Origin of the sequence: Campylobacter concisus, assembly GCF_002165815.1 — a bacterium.
GTDB lineage: Bacteria > Campylobacterota > Campylobacteria > Campylobacterales > Campylobacteraceae > Campylobacter_A > Campylobacter_A concisus_BH.
The window spans coordinates 1-1,743 of the sequence record NZ_NDYN01000021.1; the positions used below are offsets into that span (position 1 = coordinate 1).

Annotated in this window: 3 protein-coding genes and 1 pseudogene; all 4 read right to left on the reverse strand. The window is 26.9% G+C overall.

The window, feature by feature from the left end:
* Positions 1 to 442, reverse strand: a 442-nt coding sequence (locus tag B9N65_RS10715; RefSeq protein ID WP_180385153.1) for a hypothetical protein, incomplete at its 3' end; no start/stop codon positions are given.
* A complete protein-coding gene (locus tag B9N65_RS10720; protein ID WP_230855713.1) occupies positions 439 to 999 on the reverse strand; it encodes a hypothetical protein in 561 nt (186 codons plus the stop codon). The genes B9N65_RS10715 and B9N65_RS10720, both read right to left, overlap by 4 nt.
* Positions 996 to 1,550: a hypothetical protein gene (locus B9N65_RS10725; RefSeq protein WP_087583818.1), complete on the reverse strand. Its 555-nt coding sequence runs from the start codon at positions 1,548 to 1,550 to the stop codon at positions 996 to 998. Before B9N65_RS10725 ends, B9N65_RS10720 begins: the two co-directional genes overlap by 4 nt.
* A pseudogene (locus B9N65_RS10730) lies at positions 1,547 to 1,743 on the reverse strand (hypothetical protein); the annotation flags it as partial. The gene B9N65_RS10725 and the pseudogene B9N65_RS10730, both read right to left, overlap by 4 nt.

The following is a 1,743-nucleotide window of genomic DNA, read 5'->3' on the forward strand; positions in this document are numbered from 1 at the left end:
CTAATAGTTTTTTGATTAATTTAAATTTTTCTTCTTTAAATTCTTTATATTTTTGAGTTTTTATAAATTCTAGTAGCTCAGGGCTTGCTTTTTTATCTTTTATGCCATCGCTATTTTCTCTAAAAAAGACCAGGAATTCTGTTGCGATGTCTCTTGTTAGCCACTTACTAGGAAATGTACCCTTTTGTAAAAGTAAATCAAGTGTTTTAGGCTTATTCATTGCATAAGTACTGTCAAGTAGATTTGGTTCATAATGCAATTTATCATTTTCTAAAGTAATGTTAGCATCACAACCAATCTTATCTATGTAATATTCTATGTCTTTAGCAGTATTTTCATCGGTTGTATTTTTGTCAAATACCACAGCAAACATATTTAAACAATTTGCTTCATGTGAATATAAAGATGTTATGAGAAATATGATTATTGCTAATTGCCTCATTGCGCTAATTCCTTTTTATTTCCATTATTTAATAAATTCTCTAAATCTTTGTCATCATTTATGAGTGTCAAAATATATTTTAAATATTCGTAGTCTTTTGGATCTTGTCCATACTGTAATTGCCTTTTAATTAATTTAAATTTCTCTCTTTTAAATTCTTTATATTTTTTAGTTTTTATAAAATCAAGTAGCTCTTTACTAGGAATTTTACTTTCAAAACCGACTTCATTATCTCGAAAAAAGAATAAGAATTCTGATCCCATAGAAAAAGCCAATCTGCCATTTGGTTTTGTGCCTTTATCCAAAAGATCATTAAAAGTTTTAAATTTATTCATCATAAAGGCAATTTCTAATAAATTTGGTTCATATCTAAGTCTTGCAGACTTTAAGGTAATATTTGCATTGCAACCAAATTTATCTATATAAACATTCATATATTTTGCTGTATTTTCATCACTTATTTTTTTGTTGGCTACTATATTAAACATATTTGCACAATCTAGGTAATGTAGATTATATATTGCAAGTGGTATAATAAATGAAATCAATATACTCATTTACTATCCTTTTTATATTGCTCTAGTAACCTATCTAAATCTTTTTCATTATTTACAAGCGTTAATACTTTCTGTAAAAGGATATAGCCTTTTGGATCTTGTCCATGTTCTAGTAGTTTTTTGATTAGCTTAAATTTCTCTTCTTTAAATTCTTTATATTTTTGAGTTTTTATAAATTCTAGTAACTCAGGGCTTGGTGACTGCCCTTCTAACTTAACACCATTTTCTTCAAAAAAAAGCAAAAAGTCTAATCCTATTGAGCCAGCCAACCACGCATTAGGTACCGCGCCTTTTTCTAAAAGTTTGTCAATGCTTATTGGTTTATTTGCACTATAAGCAAATTCTAATAAGCTAGCTTTCATCGTTAAATTTGGTAAATTTATACCAGCATTAGCATCACATCCGAGATCATCTATGTAGTATTTTATATACTTAGCCGTTTCAACATCGCTTAAATTTTTATTATAAATGAGTCTAAACATATCCGTACAGTTTGCTTCGTGTGAATATAAAGATGTTATGAGAAATATGATTATTGCTAATTGCTTCATTGTGCTAATTCCTTTTTAGCTCCATCTTTTAATAAATTCTCTAAATCTTTTTCTTCATTTATAATTTTCAGAATAATCTTTAAAACTTTATAGTCTTTTGGATCTTGTCCATGTTCTAATAGTTTTTTGATTAATTTAAATTTTTCTTCTTTAAATTCTTTATATTTTTGAGTTTTTATAAATTCTAGTAGCT

Excerpts from the sequence above, each read along its gene's own strand:
- B9N65_RS10725 (WP_087583818.1), bottom strand. The coding sequence starts at position 1,550 with ATGAAGCAATTAGCAATAATCATATTTCTCATAACATCTTTATATTCA.
- B9N65_RS10720 (WP_230855713.1), bottom strand. The coding sequence starts at position 999 with ATGAGTATATTGATTTCATTTATTATACCACTTGCAATATATAATCTA.